Annotated in this window: 15 protein-coding genes, 1 pseudogene and 1 riboswitch; of the genes and pseudogenes, 6 read left to right on the top strand and 10 right to left on the bottom strand. The window is 60.0% G+C overall.

Translation table 11 applies throughout. From position 1 onward, the window contains the following. Positions 1 to 8: 8 nt before the first annotated feature. From KQ933_RS17515 to KQ933_RS17470, 10 genes are all read right to left on the bottom strand, one after another. Positions 9 to 3,176, bottom strand: coding sequence for an efflux RND transporter permease subunit (locus tag KQ933_RS17515; protein WP_216756049.1), 3,168 nt, complete (start codon positions 3,174 to 3,176; stop codon positions 9 to 11). A gap of 41 nt (positions 3,177 to 3,217) precedes the next feature. Further along, complete coding sequence (locus tag KQ933_RS17510) at positions 3,218 to 4,417, bottom strand: efflux RND transporter periplasmic adaptor subunit (RefSeq protein ID WP_216758940.1); 1,200 nt, start codon at positions 4,415 to 4,417, stop codon at positions 3,218 to 3,220. A gap of 202 nt (positions 4,418 to 4,619) precedes the next feature. Beyond that, positions 4,620 to 5,753, bottom strand: a complete 1,134-nt coding sequence (locus KQ933_RS17505; RefSeq protein WP_216756048.1) for a calcium:proton antiporter — start codon at positions 5,751 to 5,753, stop codon at positions 4,620 to 4,622. A 182-nt stretch (positions 5,754 to 5,935) separates the two neighbouring features. Next, entirely contained in the window at positions 5,936 to 6,286 is a 351-nt protein-coding gene (locus KQ933_RS17500; protein ID WP_216756047.1) for a ribbon-helix-helix domain-containing protein, read from the bottom strand. Between the two features lie 125 nt (positions 6,287 to 6,411). Then, complete coding sequence (locus tag KQ933_RS17495) at positions 6,412 to 7,008, bottom strand: DJ-1/PfpI family protein (protein WP_216756046.1); 597 nt, start codon at positions 7,006 to 7,008, stop codon at positions 6,412 to 6,414. Positions 7,009 to 7,094: 86 nt separating this feature from the next. Continuing rightward, positions 7,095 to 7,490 carry a DUF779 domain-containing protein gene (locus KQ933_RS17490; RefSeq protein WP_216756045.1) on the bottom strand — a complete coding sequence of 132 codons (396 nt, stop codon included), beginning with the start codon at positions 7,488 to 7,490 and terminating at the stop codon, positions 7,095 to 7,097. Positions 7,491 to 7,563: 73 nt separating this feature from the next. Then, positions 7,564 to 9,072 carry an aldehyde dehydrogenase gene (adh, locus tag KQ933_RS17485; protein ID WP_216756044.1) on the bottom strand — a complete coding sequence of 503 codons (1,509 nt, stop codon included), beginning with the start codon at positions 9,070 to 9,072 and terminating at the stop codon, positions 7,564 to 7,566. A gap of 168 nt (positions 9,073 to 9,240) precedes the next feature. Next, a complete protein-coding gene (locus tag KQ933_RS17480; protein WP_216756043.1) occupies positions 9,241 to 10,200 on the bottom strand; it encodes a helix-turn-helix domain-containing protein in 960 nt (319 codons plus the stop codon). A gap of 161 nt (positions 10,201 to 10,361) precedes the next feature. Then, positions 10,362 to 11,570 (bottom strand): TIGR03862 family flavoprotein, encoded by a 1,209-nt coding sequence (locus KQ933_RS17475; protein ID WP_216756042.1) that lies wholly within the window; start codon positions 11,568 to 11,570, stop codon positions 10,362 to 10,364. 38 nt (positions 11,571 to 11,608) lie between these two features. Continuing rightward, complete coding sequence (locus KQ933_RS17470) at positions 11,609 to 12,031, bottom strand: helix-turn-helix domain-containing protein (RefSeq protein WP_216756041.1); 423 nt, start codon at positions 12,029 to 12,031, stop codon at positions 11,609 to 11,611. 71 nt (positions 12,032 to 12,102) lie between these two features. On the opposite strand from KQ933_RS17470, the gene KQ933_RS17465 reads away from it, so the two are divergent. The 6 genes and pseudogenes from KQ933_RS17465 to nrdF all read left to right on the top strand — a co-directional run bounded on the left by KQ933_RS17465 (position 12,103) and on the right by nrdF (position 19,062). Next, a complete protein-coding gene (locus KQ933_RS17465) occupies positions 12,103 to 14,379 on the top strand; it encodes a heavy metal translocating P-type ATPase (protein WP_216756040.1) in 2,277 nt (758 codons plus the stop codon). Between the two features lie 65 nt (positions 14,380 to 14,444). After that, positions 14,445 to 14,612: pseudogene (locus KQ933_RS17460) on the top strand (hypothetical protein); the annotation flags it as partial. A 177-nt stretch (positions 14,613 to 14,789) separates the two neighbouring features. Then, positions 14,790 to 15,015: riboswitch (cobalamin riboswitch) on the top strand. Between the two features lie 260 nt (positions 15,016 to 15,275). After that, complete coding sequence (nrdH, locus tag KQ933_RS17455; RefSeq protein ID WP_007820342.1) at positions 15,276 to 15,497, top strand: glutaredoxin-like protein NrdH; 222 nt, start codon at positions 15,276 to 15,278, stop codon at positions 15,495 to 15,497. Between the two features lie 13 nt (positions 15,498 to 15,510). Next, positions 15,511 to 15,924 carry a class Ib ribonucleoside-diphosphate reductase assembly flavoprotein NrdI gene (gene nrdI / locus KQ933_RS17450; protein WP_216756039.1) on the top strand — a complete coding sequence of 138 codons (414 nt, stop codon included), beginning with the start codon at positions 15,511 to 15,513 and terminating at the stop codon, positions 15,922 to 15,924. Next, positions 15,903 to 18,071, top strand: coding sequence for a class 1b ribonucleoside-diphosphate reductase subunit alpha (gene nrdE / locus KQ933_RS17445; RefSeq protein ID WP_216756038.1), 2,169 nt, complete (start codon positions 15,903 to 15,905; stop codon positions 18,069 to 18,071). The genes nrdI and nrdE overlap by 22 nt, the downstream gene beginning before the upstream one ends. Positions 18,072 to 18,087: 16 nt before the next feature. Further along, positions 18,088 to 19,062 carry a class 1b ribonucleoside-diphosphate reductase subunit beta gene (nrdF, locus tag KQ933_RS17440; protein WP_216756037.1) on the top strand — a complete coding sequence of 325 codons (975 nt, stop codon included), beginning with the start codon at positions 18,088 to 18,090 and terminating at the stop codon, positions 19,060 to 19,062. Position 19,063 lies beyond the last annotated feature (1 nt).

The raw sequence follows: 19,063 nt of genomic DNA, 5'->3' as shown, positions 1-19,063 counted from the left end.
TTGCCAGCCTATTGTGCCGTCATTTCCGCATCGGTCACTGCAGGAGCTTTGCCGCGGCGCCTTCTGAACTCTTCAAAGCGCTGCAGCACGACGTAGAAGGAAGGAACGAACAACACGGCAAGGCAGGTCGATGCGATCATGCCGCTGAAGACCGATATGCCGATCGACTTGCGGGCGGATGCGCCGGCCCCCGTCGCAAGGACAAGCGGCAGGACGCCGAGAATGAAGGCGAAGGATGTCATGAGGATCGGTCGGAAGCGCAGGCGGGCAGCCTCGACGGCCGCTTCCAGGATCTCCATGCCTTCCTCTCGCTTTTCACGGGCGTATTCGACGATGAGAATGGCATTCTTCGATGCCAGAGCGATCAAAAGGATCAGGCCGATCTGGGTGTAGAGGTTGTTGGCGACGCCCGCCGCCATCAACGCGCCGACGGTGCCGAGCAGGGCAAGCGGGACGGCCAGAAGCACAGCAAGCGGCAGGATCCAGCTTTCATATTGACCCGCGAGCACGAAGTAGACGAGCAGCATGCCAAGCGCAAAGATATAGTAGATCTGTCCTCCGACCGCCTTTTCCTGGTAGGAGAGCGCCGTCCACTCATAGCCGGTTCCTGTTGGCAAGGTCTGGTCGGCGATCTGCTCCATGACGTCGAGCGCCTGGCCGGAGCTGAAGCCGGCGGCAGGTCCGCCGACGATGGTTGCTGACGGGTAGAGGTTGTAGAGGCTGATCAGTGAGGGGCCTTGCATCGGCTTGATATCGACAACGGTTCCGAGCGGCACCATCGTGCCATCCCCGGCTTTGACCTCCAGATTGCGGATATCGTCAGGGCTGACGCGGAATTCCGGAGATGCCTGGGCATAGACCTGGAACGTGCGGCCAAACTTGTTGAACTGTGTCACGTAGCTCGATCCCACGTAGCCCGACAGCGCGGAGAAAACCTGTCCGACTGTGACGCCCAATGTCTCGGCCTTGATACGGTCGACCACTATCTCGAACTGCGGTACATTCGAGCGGAATGACGTGCTCAGCCTTTGCAACGATGACTGGGCTTCGCCATTTTTCACAATCGTATCGGTAAGGGACTGCAACAGTGCATAGTCGGAAACACCATTCTTGAGCTCTACTTGCATCGTGAAGCCGCTGGCATTGCCGACGCCCTGAATGGGAGGTGGCACGATGACCAGGGTTTTTGCGACCAGTACGCTTTGCAGTGCACCATTGAGATGCTGGTAGATGGACAGAAGATCCTGCCCCTTTTCCTTGAGGCGTTCGTCCCAGTCCTTCAGCACGACATAAGCAACGCCGGCGTTCTGCAGGCTGGCATTGTTGTCGAGAACGGATATGCCGCTGATCGTCAGGACCTGATCGACGCCCGGTGTCGCCTGGGCGATCTTGCCGACCTCCGCCATGACAGCGTCGGTGCGCTCCTTGGAGGCACCATCGGGCAGTTGCGCGCCGATCAGCACGTAGCCCTGGTCCTCGATGGGCAGGAACGCCGTCGGCACGCGTGTGAGCCCCCAGACAGCGACGCCCATCAGCGCCAGCGCCAGAATAACCATGACCGTGGCGTGGCGCGTCATCGAGCCGATCAGCCGGACGTATCCGCGTTCACCCCAGTCGTAGATCCGGTTGAAGCCGCGATAGACGAAGTTGCGCTTCTCGGGTGGTACCGGCGCGCGCAGCCAGAGGGCGCATTGCGTCGGTTTCAGTGTCACGGCGTTGATGGCGCTGATTAGCGCCGTGGCGGCAATCACGAGAGCAAACTGGCGGTAAAGCTGGCCCGTCAGCCCCGGCAGGAAGGCGGCTGGAATGAAAACGGCCATCAGCACCAGGGTGATACCGATGACGGGGCCGAGCAGTTCTTCCATCGCCTTTTCGGCTGCCTGCCTGCCGGACATGCCTGCCTCGATATGTCTCGCGACACCTTCGACAATGACGATGGCGTCATCGACGACGATGCCGATGGCGAGGACGATTGCAAACAGCGTGGAGAGGTTGACGGTGAAGCCCATGGCCGCCATCGCGGCAAAGGCACCGATGATGGTGACAGGAACAGTCGTCGCCGGCACGAGCATGGCTCGCCAGTCCTGCAGAAACAGCAGAATGACGATGAGAACGAGAACGCCTGCCTCGATCAGAGTGACATAGACTTCGTTGATCGAGGCCTTGACGAATTTTGTGGTGTCGAAGGGGAGATGATATTCAAGGCCTGGCGGGAAGGCCTTGGCCAGTTCCGCCATCTTCACCTCGACTGCCTGGGCCACAGCGATGGCATTTGCTTCCGGCAATTGGGAGATACCAATGCCCGCAGCCGGTCGGCCATTCTGCATGAAGGTCTGGCTATAGGTCTGCGCACCCAGTTCGACCCGGCCAATATCGCGGATGCGCGTTACCCGGCCGCCATCCGCGCCATCGACCTTGACGATGATGTTTTCGTAGTCGACAGCATCGTTCAGCCGGCCATTGATGTTCAGGGTGTACTGAAATGTCTGCCCTTGGGGCACCGGCGGAATACCGATCTGGCCTGCCGTGACCTCCTGGCTCTGCTGCTGCACGACATTGACGATATCCTGTGGTGTCAGCCCGCGGGCCTGCAGCAGGTTCGGATCCATCCAGATGCGCATGGCATATTGGCCGGCGCCGAAGACCGTGACGTTGCCGACGCCGGGCAGGCGGGCAAGTTCGTTCTGCAGATTGATGACGGCGTAGTTGGAAAGGAACAGGCTATCATAGCGGCTGTCGGGCGAGGTCAGAGTGACAAAGCCGAGGATTGCTGTCGATTTCTTCTGGGTGCTGACGCCTTGAACCTGCACCGACTGCGGAAGCGACGACATGGCGATCGCGACACGGTTTTGCACCAGGACCTGTGCCTGATCGGGATCTGTGCCTATGGCGAAGGTCACGGTCAGTGAGTAGGTGCCGTCGCTTGCGCTGGTGGACTGCATGTAGAGCATGTCCTGTACGCCGTTGACCTGCTGCTCGATCGGCAGAGCGACCGTATCGACGAGCGTCTTCGCGCTGGCGCCCGGAAAGCGGGTCGTCACCTGCACTGTCGGCGGGACGACATCAGGATATTGCGCCACTGGCAACTGGAAAAGAGCCACCGCGCCGATGAGAACAAAGACCAATGCCAGAACATTGGCTAGCACCGGCCTTTCGATGAAGAAGCGCGAGATCATGCTGTTGTCCTTGGACCTTCAGATGAAGCGGATGGCGGATTTTACTGCGTCGTCGTTGTGGCCTTTGCATCGGCGCCGGCTTCTGTCGGCTGCGTTTTCATATCGATTTTCTCCGGTGCGACCTTGCTTCCGGGGATTGCCTGCTGGATGCCTTGGACGACGACCCAGTCCGCCGGACCGAGGCCGGATTCGATGACGCGGAGGACGCCTTCGCGCTGGCCGGTCCTCACCTGTTTCTGCTCGACGGTGTCATCCTTGCCGAGAACGAGCAGGTAGCTGCCGAGCTGGTTGGTCGCGATCGCGTCGTCACGTACGAGCAGCGCCTTCTGATCCTGGCGGATCGGTACGCGAATGCGCACGAAGAAGCCAGGCAGCATGACCTTGTCTTTATTATCGAACAGAGCCCGGACCTGAAGCGTGCCGGTCGATGCATCGAGTTGCGGCGAGACGTAGTCAAGATGCCCCTTGTGGGGATAGCCTTCTTCGGATTGCAGGCCGAGTTCGGCTGGGATGCTCGGCAGATCCGTCTGCTTGAAGGTGCGTCCCTGCTTTCTCAACATATCCTTGATCAGCAGCACCTGGGTTTCGCTGACGTTGAAATAGGCATAGATCGGGTCCGCCTGGACGATGCTGGCGAGCTTGGTGGGGCCTGAGACGCCGACGAGCGTGCCGATATCGACTAGGTGGTTGGTCACCGTGCCATCGAAGGGGGCAATCACTTCGGTATAGCCGAGATTGATCGTTGCAAGTTCGACATTGGCCTGCGCGTTGAGGATCTGCGCATTGGCCTCGTCGAGCGTCGCCTTGGCGCTGTCGACGGCTGTCTGCGTCGTGACCTGCTGCTTCATCAGATTGAGCTGACGATCGTACTCCTGCTTGGCGCCAACCTGGGATGCCTGTTGCGATGCGAGGGATGCCTTGGCCTGATCAAGCTGGGCCTGATAGGTGTCGCGCTCGATCCCGAAGAGCTTGGTGCCCTTCGTTACCGTCGTGCCATCCTGATAATCGATCGATTGAAGGTAACCCTGGACGCGCGCTTCGATATCGACCGAGTTCAGCGGCGCAGTATTGCCCGTGAGTTCGAAATAGAGGGTGACGGCCTCCTGGACTGGTTGCGCAACACGGACCGCCGGCGGCGGAGGCGGGACGTAGGTATTGCTGCTTCCATCGCAGGCAGCGAGCGCCGTCATGCCGATGAGTGTCACAGAAATCTGCAGGCCCCGATGCAATCCCTCACGCATTCCTGCTGCCCCGATGATCTTTGTGTCCCGGTCTTCATGCGTGCCTTGGTGACGACCCCACCAGTCGCCAAGTGTTTCAGGCATGCGGTACTATGTCGCGGGATCGTCCGAAATTGCAATAGCTTATGGCATGCAATTTAGCTGCGTCTAAACGATTGATGACTCCGCAATTCCATCATGGCTCAGCCTGGATATTTTCTATTCACTGCTGAGTAATGAGCAGCACGTAAGACACGAACAGCATCAGGTGAACTGCGCCCTGCATGAGATTGGTGCGCCCACTCGAAAAGGTGATGATGCTGACGGCGAGCGTCAGCACGAACATGACAAGATCCGGGCCTTGAAGCCCCAGCGTGACGGGGTGTCCGTAGAGGTGGCTGATTGCCAGCATGGCCGGCACGGTGAGGCCGATCGTCGACAGAACCGAGCCGAGGAAAATGTTGATGGCTCGCTGCAGGTGGTTGGCGACAGAGGCGCGCACGGCGCTTATCGCCTCTGGTGTTGCGACGAGTACCGCCATGACCACCCCCCCGAATGCTGCCGGTGCTTGAAGGGTTTCGATCACGTAGTCGATCGGCCGGGCAAGCTGTTCGACCAGGAAGACGACCGGCACCATATAAGCGAGCAGCAGTACCGCATGATGCCAGACGGACCGGTGGCGCCGCATGCTGACGATGTGCTGCTCATGATGGTTGCCGTCATCGGCGAAGTAGCGATGATGACGGCCGGCCTGGAGGAGCAGAAATACACCGTAGAGGCCAATCGAGACTATGCCGAGAAACATCTGCCTGGGTGCCGAGGGGTGCGGGCCATCCGGGCCGGCCAGAAACGTGGGCATGACGAGGCTGAGGGTGGCCAGTGGCACGATGACGCCGAGATAGGCATTGGCGCCGTGCAGGTTGTGTTGCTGATCTTCCCGCCGCCACGCTCCAAGGAGCAGCGACAATCCCACCATGCCGTTCAGAATGATCATGACGACGGCAAACAGCGTGTCACGTGCCAGCGTCGGATTGTTCTCTCCATGCAGCATGACAGCCGAGATCGCCATCACTTCGATCGAGGTAATCGCAAGGGTCAGGATGAGGGTTCCGTAGGGCTCCTGAAGCTGTTCCGCCAGATGATCGGCATGACGAACGACCGATAGGGCGGAACCCAACACAACAGCAAAAAGCCAGAAAAAAATGACGATGAACCAGAGTGGCTCGGAAAGCTGCGCGAAGATTGGCCCGGAGAAGACAAGGAAAGCCAGGCTGGTTGCGACACTGACGCCAAAGAACCATTCCTCACGCACGATGCCTGCTATACCGATGGTATGCAATGCGGAGCCGTCAGTCATTGAAACCACCGCCAGCCACGCAATACCGTAGCATCACGATCGTGATCGCTGCCATCTTCCCCTCCGCTTTCCCCGCCGCCGGGCAAACCGAACGGTGCGGTTTGGCGGCGGCTCGGAGCGATTGTCTCACGCAGAGGGGCATTCCGCCTATCTAAAAATCGTCGCTCAGGTTTCGGGCGAATTCAATGGTACTTCCGTTTCTCCCGCCCCAGAATTTCCGGGGCGTCGAGGCCGGCGATCGGCCTCGACAGATCGGCGGGTATGTCGCCGGCAAGCTGGAGATCCAGGTAACGGGCGCAGCAGACGCGGAGGAACGAAGTGAAGTTGCCGAGGTCATGGCCGGCATCGATCGACTCGTGGTGCAGCCTGGTGATGAGCTGGACCACGTTCATGCTGTCGCGGGTGGCAATTTCTTCCAGTTTCGACCAGAAGAAATTCTCCAGCCGCACGCTGGTGACCATGCCATCGATGCGCAGCGACCGGGTGGTGCTTTCCCAGAGCCGCGCATCGGCCTTGATGAACAGTTCACACATCACACGTTACTCCCGCTACAGCATCGGTCCGAAAATCGTAATCGATTTTTGGAAAGCCTGATGCGTCGATTCAAAGAGTTAGCGTCCTTTGTGCGTCCGAACGGACGCACGGCGCTCTAGCTCGCTCAGGCGGCGTTGGTCTCCAGGGTCGCTGCCGCATCGAGCACCGTCATGAACTGGCGCAGCCACGAGGGATGGGCCGGCCAGGCCGGTGCGGTGACGAGATTGCCATCGGAAATGGCATCGCTGATCGCAATATCGGCATACGTGCCGCCGGCAAGCTCGACTTCCGGACGGCAGGCGGGATAGGCCGAGCAGGTGCGGCCCTTGAGTACGCCGGCAGCGGCCAGAAGCTGGGCGCCGTGGCAGATCGCGGCAACCGGCTTATTGGCATCGAAGAAATGCCTGACAGCCTTGATGACATCGGGGTTGAGGCGGAGATATTCCGGCGCGCGGCCGCCGGGAATGACGAGCGCATCGTAATCTTCGGCGCGCACGCTTTCGAAGGTGGCATTCAGCGCGAAGTTATGGCCGCGCTTTTCGGAATAGGTCTGGTCGCCTTCGAAATCATGGATGGCGGTGGCGACCGTCTGGCCGGCGGTCTTGCCGGGGCAGACGGCATGGACCGTATAGCCGCAGGCAAGCAGCGTCTGGAACGGCACCATGGTTTCGTAATCTTCAGTGAAATCGCCTGTGATCATCAGGATCTTGCTTGCTGGCATGTCTTCCTCCCGTAAAAACCAACAGATGGACTTTAACAAAGGATCGCGGGCCGCGGGTAATATGGGAATACTACAGGAAAGCCCGATCAGGTCGTCTCGCGTGCCCTGACCTCTGGAATGGCGCAGGCCTCGCCGCCGGCGAACATGCGGGAGCGGGTGAGGAAGCGCTTTTCGCGGCCATTATCGAGTGAAAACATGCCGCCGCGGCCGGGCACGACATCGATGATGAGCTGCGTGTGTTTCCAGGCCTCGAACTGGCTGGCACTGATGTAAACGGGTACGCCGCCGATTTCACCGAGCTTCACATCCTGATCGCCGATGATGAAATCATCCGCGGGATAGCACATGGGCGAAGAGCCGTCGCAGCAGCCGCCGGACTGGTGGAAGAGGATTTTGGGATAATCCCTCTGGATTTCCCTGATGAGGTCGAGCGCCACATCGGTGGCGAGCACGCGCGCTTCGCCATTGACCGTCTGTTCCATGATTGCCTCCTCCAAGACAATGCCTCCTCCCCGTGAAGGGAGGAGGCGCGATATTAGCACAAGCGACTGCTTCTCAGAAGAAGCCGAGCTTCTTCGGGCTGTAGCTGACCAGCATGTTCTTGGTTTGCTGGTAATGGTCGAGCATCATCTTGTGCGTTTCGCGACCGATGCCGGACTGCTTGTAGCCGCCGAAGGCCGCATGGGCCGGATAGGCGTGATAGCAATTGGTCCAGACGCGGCCGGCCTGGATTTCCCGGCCGAAGCGATAGGCGCGGTTGGCATCGCGAGTCCAGACACCGGCGCCGAGGCCGTAGAGCGTATCATTGGCGATCTCGAGCGCCTCCTTGTCATCCTTGAAAGTGGTGACCGAGACGACCGGGCCGAAAATTTCTTCCTGGAAGACACGCATCTTGTTGTGGCCCTTGAAGATGGTCGGCTTGATGTAATAGCCCTCCGAAAGTTCGCCGCCGAGATCGTTGCGCGAGCCGCCTGCCAATACCTGAGCACCTTCCTGCTTGCCGATATCGAGGTAAGCGAGGATCTTTTCCATCTGCTCGGTGGAGGCCTGAGCGCCAATCATCGTTGCCGGGTCGAGCGGGTTGCCCTGCTTGATGGCTTCGACGCGCTTGACGGCCCGTTCCATGAAGCGGTCATAGATCGATTCCTGGATGAGGGCGCGGCTCGGGCAGGTGCAGACTTCGCCCTGGTTCAGCGCGAACATGGCGAAACCTTCGAGTGCCTTGTCGAAGAAATCGTCGTCTTCGGCCGCCACATCGGCAAAGAAGATGTTGGGCGACTTGCCGCCGAGCTCCAGCGTCACCGGAATGAGGTTCTGGCTGGCATACTGCATGATCAGGCGGCCTGTCGTCGTCTCACCGGTAAACGCGATCTTGGCGATGCGCGGGCTGGAGGCGAGCGGCTTGCCGGCTTCGAGGCCGAAGCCGTTGACGATGTTGAGCACACCGGCCGGCAACAGATCGCCGACGATTTCTGCCCAGAGAAGCAGGGAGGCGGGTGTCTGTTCTGCCGGCTTGATGACGACGCAGTTGCCGGCGGCGAGAGCCGGCGCCAGCTTCCAGGTCGCCATCAGGATCGGAAAATTCCAGGGAATGATCTGGCCGACGACGCCAAGCGGTTCATGGAAGTGGTAGGCGACCGTGTCATGGTCGATTTCACCGATCGTGCCTTCCTGGGCGCGGATGCAGGAGGCGAAATAGCGGAAGTGGTCGATGGCGAGCGGGATGTCGGCCGCCATGGTTTCGCGGATCGGCTTGCCGTTGTCCCAGGTTTCGGCCTGGGCCAGAAGCTCCAGCTTGTCTTCCATGCGCTGGGCGATCTTCATGAGGATGTTGGAGCGCTCGGTGGTGGAGGTGCGGCCCCATTTTTCCTTCGCGGCATGGGCGGCATCGAGCGCGGCATTGATGTCCTTTTCATCTGAGCGCGGGATTTCGCAGAGCTTGCCGCCGGTGACGGGCGTGACGTTGTCGAAATATTTGCCGCCGATCGGCTCGCGCCACTCGCCGCCGATGTAGTTGCCGTATTTGAGCTTGAACGGCGACTCGACGATTTTCTGATGAAGCATGTCATCCTCCCTTGATGAACAGGTTCGGGAACGAACCAGTGGAAGGAATCTGTGTCGCTTTTGCCTGGGGGAACAGGGGAGCTCGCCAATACCGCAGTGCACAGTGTCGCAGAGTTGCGACAGGTTCCGGCACCGCCACGACATTGTGATTGCACCTTTCGCCCTGTCTCAGTGCAGGTCGAGCTTCTTCATCTTCCGGTGCAGTGTTGCGCGGCTGATGCCAAGGGCTGTGGCGGCCTGAGAGACGTTGCCATGGGTACGCGACAGCGCCCGCAGGAGAGCGGCTTTTTCCGCCTCTGCCATTTCTTCCTCCTGCGAAACGCGACCTTCGTGCAGCGCGTCGGAGGCCGGAATGCCGGCGGCGATATGCCTGTCGTCGAGCTTGAGGGCAAGGCGGGCGGCGCGTGTGGCACCGAGAACGAGGTCATGCCGGTCGACGGCGAGCAGCGCATTGGCGGAATTGGCGCCGGCCGGGACCATGACGAAACGGGCGCCGGCAAAAGCGGACCGGAACAGATTGAGTTCGATACGCATGGCCGCATCTCGCACGGCCTGCGACAGGATGGTGAGCGTCATTTCATTGACGTCGTCACGGCAGGTGGAAATGTCGAGCGCGGCGGCAAGCAGGCCGCGATGATCGCGGATCGGGGCTGTGGTGCAGCTCAGCTTGATATTGGAGCAGTAGAAATGCTGGTCGCGGAAAACGGCGACGGCACGTTCATCGGCAAGAGCCGTGCCGATGCCGTTGGTGCCGATGCTGGCCTCGGTCCAGATGGAGCCGGTCCAAAGGCCCACATCGTGGAATTCCTTGTCATTGCCGGCGGCGCCGCGGCGTTCCAGCGCAATGCCGTTGCGATCGGTCAAAAGCAGGCAGCAGCCGGCCTTGCCTACCGTCGCAAAGAGACGGTCGAGTTCGTCACGGGCATCGGCGATCAACTGCTCGGATTGTTGCCGCGCAAGGCGAAACTCCTGTTCTGTCAGGCGCAGGGGCGCACGTTTTTCCTCCGGCGCCAGCTGATACATGGTCATGCAGCGGCGCCATGAAGCCACGATCGGCGAGCTGGCCGCAGCAGAGTTTTGCTGGGCGCACGTATAGACATGCTCCGCATGTGCGGATTGTTCGTGCATGAAGGCTCCTCCCACGGAACTCACGTATATTCTGATGTAAATATGGCGGCTTTGCAATCAAGCCGGCATGACCGCGGATTGTATGGATCGAATTTGCCGGATGGCGAGTGTCGCATTTCTGAGACAGTATGCCCTTGTGGTTCAATCCGGCGTGCAAACCTTCACCTTCGGCTGAGCCAGTGTCCGATGCCTCTCGCCGCGGCGCGGCCCGTGGCGAAACAGGCTGTCAGCAAATAACCACCTGTCGGCGCTTCCCAGTCCAGCATCTCCCCGGCTGCAAAGACGCCGGGGAGCTGTTTCAGCATGTAGGCCTCGTCGATTTGGCTCCAGGCGATGCCGCCGGCAGACGAGATGGCCTCGGCGATCGGACGCGGGCGCAGAAGTGGAACCGGCAGGGCCTTGATGGCGGCGGCGAGCTTCTGCGGATCGTTGCGATCGGCTTCCGGCGTCAGTTCGCGCAGGAGCGCGGCTTTCACGCCGTCGATCCCGGCGCCTTTGCGTAGGCGGTTGGAGAAGCTCGATTTCGTATCCTGTCGGGCAAGGTCGCGGCACAGGCGTTCGAGCGTGCGGCCGGGGACGAGGTCTAGCGTCAGTGACGCCTTGCCTTCAAGCAGACGATCCCGCAGGGCGGCGGCATGCGCATAGACAAGGCTGCCCTCGATGCCGTGTTTGGTAATCACGAATTCACCGGAAAACGTACCTGCGGAGGACGTTGCTGTGACGGATTTCAGCGGTTCGCCGGCAAAACGCTCGCGGAAAAATTCGCTCCAGGCAACATCGAAGCCGCAATTGGCGGGCTGGAATGAAGCGATGGCGATGCCGCGTCCGGCAAGCAGCGGCACCCAGGCCGCATCTGAGCCGAGACGGGGGTAGCTTGCGCCGCCGAGCGCAAGCAGCGTGGCATCGCAGGAAATAGTCTTGCGTCCGTTTGGCGTTTCGAAACTGTGTCCACCTTCGGCAAAGCCGACCCAGCGATGGCGGGTGAAGAAGCTTACGCCGCGATCTTCCAGCCTGCCGAGCCAGGCGCGCAGAAGTGGTGACGCCTTCATGACATTGGGAAAGACGCGGCCGGAGGAACCGACGAAGGTTTCGGTGCCGAGCTCAGTTGCCCAGGTGCGGATATCGGCCGGGGTGAAGGCATCAAGGGTGGAACGAAGACTGACATTGGCATCGCCAAAGCGGGTGGCGAAACGGTCGTAGTCCTCCGAATGGGTGATGTTGAGGCCCGACTTGCCGGCGAGCAGGAACTTGCGGGCGAAAGTCGGCATCGCGTCGTAGACGGCGATGGCGTAGCCGCTTTCCGACAACACTTCGGCGGCTGACAAACCTGCGGGACCGCCGCCGATGATCGCAATTGTCTTCTGTTCCATTGCGTCTTCTTGAAGCGGGTAAACGTCCAGCGCAAGTCTCAGTGATGCGGATGCACGCACTTGCCGTGGTCGGCGAGCACTTCGATGACCCGGCATTGATCGACGCGGCCGTGGCAGCAGCTCTCGACCATCTGCTCCAGTTCCGCCTTCAGCGCATTCAGACTGCGGATACGTTGCTCGACCTCGATGAGACGTGCCTTGGCGATGGCATCGGCGGAGGCGCAGGGCTGGTGTGGGTCATCCTGCAGGTGCAGCAGCGTGCGGATCGCTTCGATCTCGAAGCCGAGTTCGCGAGCGTGGCGGATGAAGGCGAGGCGATTGAGGTCAGCGGGCTCGTAGGAACGCTGGTTGCCCTCGCTGCGGCTGGGTTCGGAAAGCAGGCCGATGCTCTCATAATAGCGGATCGTCGGCACTTTGACGCCGCTGTGACGCGCGGCTTCACCGATGGTGATCTTTTTCATGATTTTCCTCTTGCACCTCTAGTCGCTAGAGGATGTAGGAAGGACGCTGCCTACAAGCAAGGATTTAGATCGTGAGCGAAGCAGCACAGGCACGGTACAGGGTCGGCGGTATGGATTGCGCCGCCTGCGCAACGAAGATCGATACGGCCATCAGGCGTATGGACGGGGTCGAGGATGTCACGGTTTCGGTGACGGCCGGCACGATGACGGTGCGCCACAATGGCAGCAGCGATCTCAAGGCGATAGAGAGGAAGGTGACCGGCCTCGGCTATTCCGTCGCTCCGCTCACGGGCAAGGCGCCCGCTCAGGAACAGAAGGGCGGCCACGATCACGCGCATCATGATCACGATCATGGGCACGACCATGACCATGAGCACCACGATCATGGCGGGCATGAACATCATGACCACGATCATTCCGGTCACGCCCATTCGCATGGTGTGGAGGAAGTCCAGGGGCTGCACGGTCATGATCATCGACCGATGACCGGCCCCTGGTGGCAGAGCAAGAAGGGCCGGCTGACGATCTTCTCCGGCCTGGCGCTCGTTATCGCCTATGTGATCGGCCATCTGGTGCCGGCGATCGCTTCCTATGCCTTCATTGCCGCCATGCTGGTCGGGCTGGTTCCGATCGCGCGGCGCGCCGTCATGGCCGCGCTTGCCGGCATTCCCTTTTCGATCGAAATGCTGATGACAATCGCCGCCGTCGGTGCCGTCATCATCAATGCCGGCGAAGAAGCGGCGACGGTCGTCTTCCTGTTCCTTGTCGGTGAGCTGTTCGAAGGCGTTGCCGCCGGAAAGGCGCGCGCCAGCATCCAGTCGCTGACGACGCTGGTGCCGAAGAATGCGTTGCTCGAAACGGGCGGTGAGGTGAAGGAAGTGCCGGCGGAAACGCTTACCGTCGGCTCAGTCATTCTCGTACGGCCGGGCGATCGGATTTCCGCCGACGGTACGATCCTGTCTGGTGAGAGCGCCATCGACGAAGCGCCGGTGACCGGCGAAAGCACGCCGGTGCGCAAGGGAACCGGCGAGACCGTCTTCGCTGGCACGGTGAATGGCGATGCCGCAGTGCGCATTCGTGTGACGGCCGCTGCCGAGGACAATACGATTGCCCGCGTCGTCAAGCTGGTGGAGGAGGCGCAGGAATCCAAGGCGCCGACGGAGCGCTTCATCGACCGCTTTTCGCGCTATTACACGCCGGGTGTTGTCGTCGTGGCGGTTCTGGTGGCGATCCTGCCGCCGCTGCTGACGGGCGCGGCTTGGGGCGAATGGATCTACAAGGGCCTTGCGATCCTGCTGATCGGTTGCCCTTGCGCGCTCGTCATTTCCACGCCGGCTGCGATTGCCGCTTCTCTTTCGGCGGGTGCGCGCCGCGGGTTGCTGATGAAGGGCGGCGCAGTTCTGGAATCGCTTGGCAAGGTGACGGCCGTTGCCTTCGACAAGACGGGTACGCTGACCGTTGGCAAGCCGCAGGTGACCGATATCATTGCCTTTGGACGCTCTGAGACGCAGGTGCTGTCACGCGCCGCGGTCCTGGAGCAAGCTTCCAGCCATCCGTTGGCGCTGGCGATCCTAAACCGGGCGAAAGCCGATGGTGTACCCATGCCGCCGGCTTTCGAACTTGAGGCGCTGCCGGGCAAGGGTGTGACGGGCAAGGTGGGCGGCGAAACGCTCGATCTCCTGTCGCCGCCGGCTGCGCGTGAGCGTAGAGCGCTGAATGCGGAGCAGGATCAGCAGGTTACCATCCTGAATGGCGCGGGCAAAAGTGTTTCGGTGCTGCTGATCGATGGCGTCGCTGCCGGCCTGATCGCCATGCGCGACGAGCCACGCGAGGACGCAAAGAGCGGCCTTGCGACGCTGAAGGCGGCCGGTGTGCGGGCCATCATGCTGACCGGTGATAACAAGCGCACGGCAGCCGCCGTTGCCGGTGATCTCGGCATCGACTGGCGCGGCGAGCTGCTGCCGCAGGACAAGCAGCGCATCGTCGGCGAATTGAAGAAGGAAGGGCTTTTCGTCGCCAAGGTCGGTGACGGCATCAACGATGCGCCGGCGCTTGCTGCTGCCGATGTCGGCATCGCCATGGGCGGCGGCACCGACGTGGCGCTGGAAACGGCGGATGCGGCGGTGCTGCATGGACGTGTCGGCGACGTGGCGCGCATGATCGACCTTTCGAAGCGGACGATGCGCAATATCATGCAGAACATCACCATCGCGCTCGGGCTGAAGGCAGTGTTTCTCGTCACCACTATAGCCGGCATTACCGGCCTGTGGCCGGCGATCCTGGCGGATACGGGCGCGACCGTGCTGGTGACGATGAATGCGCTTCGCCTTCTTCGGATGAAGACATAAAGATTTCTCTATATCATCCTGCGATTGGATGCGGCAGTGCATGCTTGCCGCATCGTGGTTCCACGACCGAACTTCTGATGTTGGCGCGCGAGCGCCTGACGAATGGGCAGCTTTGGATCAACGCCGATTGCGGTCTGAAGACGCGTAAATGGGAGGAGGTTCGCCCAGCGCTCGTCAACATGGTGGCGGCTGCTCGATTGTTGCGCGGTGCCGCAGCAACGACCCGCGCATGAGCGCCTAGTCGATTCCTGGGGGAGCCGGCTATATGCCGGCTTTCACCTTTGAGGCCTCCTCCACAGCCTGTTTTCTTTAACCATTCGTTAACCACGTTTTTCACAGGAATGCAGCGATTTCAAACATTCCGTAGCGCGATGTACAAACCATCCGTTGACGCAAACCGGGATTCGCGTACTATATCTAGTGTTCAAGGTTCCTTCGATTCGTGAGGGTCGGGGGCTAAGACGGGAATACGGTGCGTTTCGCCATGACGGCGCGACAAAGCCGGAGCTGCCCCCGCAACTGTAAGCGGCGAGCAACTGTCCGATTTCAGGTCACTGAGGCATGAGGCTTTGGGAAGGCTGGGGCAGGGGCTTCGACCCGTAAGCCAGGAGACCTGCCTTGAATAAAACGTCCACGGGCGGGGTGTCCGGAAAGTCGCGTGCATGAAAGCGGAATCCATCCGTGCTGTTACGCTGCCCCGAACGTCCTCATGAGCACTTCGGGGTTGAAGTTATGTCGAGAACGTCAAGGCCGCCGCCCGCGCAAATCCTGCAAGGGATAATTTCAGGCGTTTAAGCGCCGACTCTGCAAGATCATCGTCAAGCGTTACCCCGGACGCCGCAAGGCGCCCGTGCCCTGTACTGCGTCCGAAATTCATTGACATCACGAGGAACATGATGAGCGTTACCGTTTACAGCAAGCCTGCCTGCGTTCAGTGCACCGCCACCTATCGCGCCCTCGACCGTCTGGGCGTCGACTATCAGATCATCGATATTTCCGAGGATGCCGACGCGCTCGATCGCGTTCGCGGCATGGGCTACATGCAGGTTCCGGTCGTCGTTGCCGGCGAGAACCACTGGGCGGGCTTCCGTCCCGACATGATCAGCGCGCTCTCCTAATTGGAGAAGAGCGATGGGCCTGATCGTCTACTATTCCAGCCGGTCCGAGAATACCCATCGTTTCGTCGAGAAGCTGGGACTGCGCGCGGCGCGCATTCCCCTCAGTGCTGAAGACATCCACATTCGCGAACCCTACGTGCTGATCTCGCCCACCTATTGCGGGGATGGCGGCCCAGGGATCGTAAAGGGAGCCGTGCCCAAGCAGGTAATCCGCTTCCTCAACGATGCGGAAAACCGCTCCAATATCCGCGGCGTGATTGCAGCGGGCAACAGCAATTTCGGCGAGACCTACGGGCTTGCCGGCGACGTGATCTCGCAGAAGTGCCGGGTGCCCTACCTCTACAGGTTCGAGCTTCTGGGAACTGCCGAGGATGTCGCCAATGTCAAAGACGGGATGGGACGATTTTGGACACGGGAACGAACCTGACGCGGGATGCGGGTGTAAAACCGCTAAAGGCCGTGGAAGCGCTGGACTATCATGCGCTGAACGCGATGCTGAACCTCTATGACGATGAGGGCAAGATCCAGCTCGACAAGGATCGCATGGCGGCAAAGCAGTATTTCCTGCAGCATGTGAACCAGAACACGGTGTTCTTCCATAATCTCAAGGAGAAGCTCGATTATCTGGTGACCGAAGGCTATTACGAGCAGGACGTACTCGATCAGTATTCCTTCAATTTCGTCCGCGATCTGTTCGACGAAGCCTATGCCAAGAAGTTCCGGTTCCCGACCTTCCTCGGCGCCTTCAAATATTACACCAGCTACACGCTGAAGACCTTCGACGGTAAGCGCTATCTCGAGCGCTACGAGGACCGTATCTGCATGGTGGCGCTGGCGCTTGCCAGAGGCAATGAACAGCTGGCACGCGATCTGATGGAAGAGATCATTACCGGCCGTTTCCAGCCGGCAACGCCGACCTTCCTCAATGCCGGCAAGAAGCAGCGCGGCGAACTCGTCTCCTGCTTCCTGCTGCGCGTCGAAGACAATATGGAATCGATCGGCCGCTCCATCAATTCGGCGCTGCAGCTTTCCAAGCGCGGCGGCGGCGTGGCGTTGTCGCTGACGAACATTCGTGAGGCCGGTGCGCCGATCAAACAGATCGAAAACCAGTCTTCCGGCATCATCCCCGTCATGAAGCTGCTCGAGGACTCGTTCTCCTATGCCAATCAGCTCGGCGCGCGACAGGGTGCGGGCGCGGTTTATCTCAACGCGCATCACCCTGATATCATGCGCTTTCTCGATACCAAGCGCGAAAATGCCGATGAGAAGATCCGCATCAAGACGCTGTCACTCGGCGTCGTCGTGCCTGATATCACTTTCGAACTCGCCAAGAACAATGAGGACATGTATCTCTTCTCGCCCTATGACGTGGAGCGGGTCTATGGCGTGCCCTTCACCGAGATCTCGGTGACGGAAAAGTATCGCGAGATGGTGGCGGATGCCCGTATCACCAAGAAGAAGATCAAGGCGCGCGAATTCTTCCAGGTGATCGCCGAAATCCAGTTTGAGAGCGGCTATCCCTACATCATGTTCGAAGACACGGTGAACCGGGCAAACCCGATTGCCGGGCGTATCAGCATGAGCAACCTCTGCTCGGAAATCCTGCAGGTGAGCGAGGCCAGCGAATTCAACGACGACCTTTCCTACAAGACGATGGGCAAGGATATCTCCTGCAATCTTGGCTCACTGAACATCGCGATGGCGATGGATTCGTCCGATTTCGGCAAGACGATCGAGATCTCGATCCGCGCGCTGACGGCCGTTTCCGATATGAGCCATATCTCCTCGGTTCCGTCGATCGAGAAGGGCAATGACGACAGCCATGCGATCGGCTTGGGACAGATGAACCTGCATGGCTATCTCGCCCGCGAGTGCATCCATTACGGTTCGGAAGAGGGCGTCGATTTTACCAATATCTATTTCTACACGGTGACCTATCACGCACTGCGCGCCTCCAACCGTCTGGCGCTCGAACGTGGTGCGAGCTTCAAGGGTTTCGAGAATTCGAAATATGCCTCGGGCGACTATTTCGACAAATATACCGGGCAGGAATGGAAGCCGGCGACCGAGAAGGTGCGGGCGCTATTCGACGATGCCGGCATCCATATTCCGACGCAGGAAGACTGGCTGGAATTGAAGAAGGCCGTCATGGTCTCCGGCCTCTATAACCAGAATCTGCAGGCGGTACCGCCGACAGGCTCGATCTCCTATATCAACCACTCGACCTCCTCGATCCATCCGATCGTTTCGAAGATCGAGATCCGCAAGGAAGGCAAGATCGGCCGCGTCTATTATCCGGCGCCGTTCATGACCAACGACAATCTCGATTATTACCAGGATGCCTACGAGATCGGGCCGGACAAGATCATCGACACCTATGCGGCGGCGACCCAGCATGTCGACCAGGGCCTCTCGCTGACGCTGTTCTTCCGCGATACGGCAACGACGCGCGACATCAACCGCGCCCAGATCTATGCCTGGAAGAAGGGTATCAAGACGATCTATTACATCCGCCTTCGCCAGATGGCGCTGTCCGGCACTGAGGTGCAGGGCTGCGTTTCCTGCACGCTCTAACCGACCGGAGACAATGATGAACATGCAATTCAAGCCGGTCAGCCGCGTGCGCGCCATCAACTGGAACCGTATCGAGGACGACAAGGATCTTGAAGTCTGGAACCGCCTGACCGGCAATTTCTGGCTGCCCGAGAAAGTGCCGCTGTCGAACGACATTCCCTCCTGGGCGACGCTGACGCCGGTCGAGCAGCAGTTGACGATCCGTGTTTTCACCGGGTTGACGTTGCTCGATACGATCCAGAACGGTGTCGGCTCCGTCAAACTGATGGCGGATACGGCAACTCCGCATGAGGAGGCGGTGCTCTCCAACATCTCCTTCATGGAGGCGGTTCATGCGCGCTCCTATTCCTCGATCTTCTCGACGCTTTGCCTGACGCCCGATGTCGACGATGCCTATCGCTGGTCGGAGGAGAACGAGTTCCTGCAGCGCAAAGCGGCGCTGATCATGGAGCACTATGCTTCCGGCGATCCCCTGAAGAAGAAGGTCGCGAGCGTCTTCCTCGAAAGCTTCCTCTTCTATTCCGGCTTCTATCTGCCGATGTACTGGTCGAGCCGGGCGAAGCTCACCAACACCGCCGACATGATCCGCCTCATTATCAGAGATGAGGCCGTGCATGGCTATTATATCGGTTACAAGTTCCAGCGCGGACTTGAAAAGCTCTCCGAAGAGCGCCGCCAAGAGATCAAGGATTTCGCCTTCGACCTGCTGCTCGAACTTTACGACAACGAAGCGAAATATACCGAAGCGCTCTATGACGGAGTTGGCCTGACCGAGGACGTCAAGAAGTTCCTGCATTACAACGCCAACAAGGCGTTGATGAACCTCGGGTACGAAGCGCTGTTTCCGGCCGAAGCCTGCAAGGTTAATCCGGCAATCCTGTCGGCGCTTTCGCCGAATGCCGATGAGAACCATGACTTCTTTTCGGGCTCCGGCTCGTCCTATGTCATCGGCAAGGCGGTGGCGACCGAGGACGAAGACTGGGATTTCTGAG

The sequence above is a fragment of the Rhizobium sp. WYJ-E13 genome (genome assembly GCF_018987265.1).
GTDB lineage: Bacteria > Pseudomonadota > Alphaproteobacteria > Rhizobiales > Rhizobiaceae > Rhizobium.
This window is presented reverse-complemented; position numbering and strand designations above follow the sequence as displayed.